This is a genomic window from Sandaracinomonas limnophila, assembly GCF_004005965.1.
GTDB lineage: Bacteria > Bacteroidota > Bacteroidia > Cytophagales > Spirosomataceae > Sandaracinomonas > Sandaracinomonas limnophila.
The window spans coordinates 1-674 of the sequence record NZ_SACY01000011.1 but is presented as its reverse complement, the minus strand read 5'-3'; the positions used below and the strand labels follow the sequence as shown (position 1 = coordinate 674).

Genomic DNA, 674 nt, shown 5'->3' with positions numbered 1-674 from the left:
TTGGGGCTAAGTCGTAACAAGGTAGCCGTACCGGAAGGTGTGGCTGGAACACCTCCTTTCTGGAGAAGCTATTTAAGAGTCTACTTTTATCAAACACATCAAGATAATTGTTAATTATCAATTGTAAATGATTAATGATAGGTTGTTTTAAGCAATCTCATTAACCATTAACCATTAACCATTAACAATTTAAAAAAGGGGCTTGTAGCTCAGGTGGTTAGAGCGCTACACTGATAATGTAGAGGTCCGTGGTTCGAGTCCACGCAGGCCCACAATAAAAGTGAGCGAGCAGCAATAACCCTTGTGGTTATTGAAGTGAATAGTGAGCAAGCAACAACCCTTGTGGTTGTTGAAAGAAAAGAGCAAGACCTTAAAAGAATTTTGGGGGATTAGCTCAGCTGGCTAGAGCACCTGCCTTGCACGCAGGGGGTCAACGGTTCGAATCCGTTATTCTCCACCCAAAACTTTAGAACTGAAGAATCTAAGAACTGAAGAATCTAAGAACTGAAGAATCTAAGAACTGAAGAATCTAAGAACTGAAGAATCTAAGAACTGAAGAAAAATTGAGCTAAAGTTAAAGAGTAAAGAGTAAAAAAAGAAAAAAAAGACTTCAAACGAGGAGTTTTTATAAATAGCTAGGAGTATCAATTAGAGAGAAGAAATTAGTAAGAGGC

At 38.4% G+C, this 674-nt stretch carries 2 tRNA genes and 1 rRNA gene; all 3 read left to right on the top strand.

Annotated elements, in window-relative coordinates:
- Window positions 1–59, top strand: a 16S ribosomal RNA gene (locus EOJ36_RS11850); the annotation flags it as partial.
- Between the two features lie 139 nt (window positions 60–198).
- A tRNA-Ile gene (locus EOJ36_RS11845) sits at window positions 199–272 on the top strand.
- Between the two features lie 111 nt (window positions 273–383).
- A tRNA-Ala gene (locus EOJ36_RS11840) sits at window positions 384–457 on the top strand.
- Window positions 458–674 lie beyond the last annotated feature (217 nt).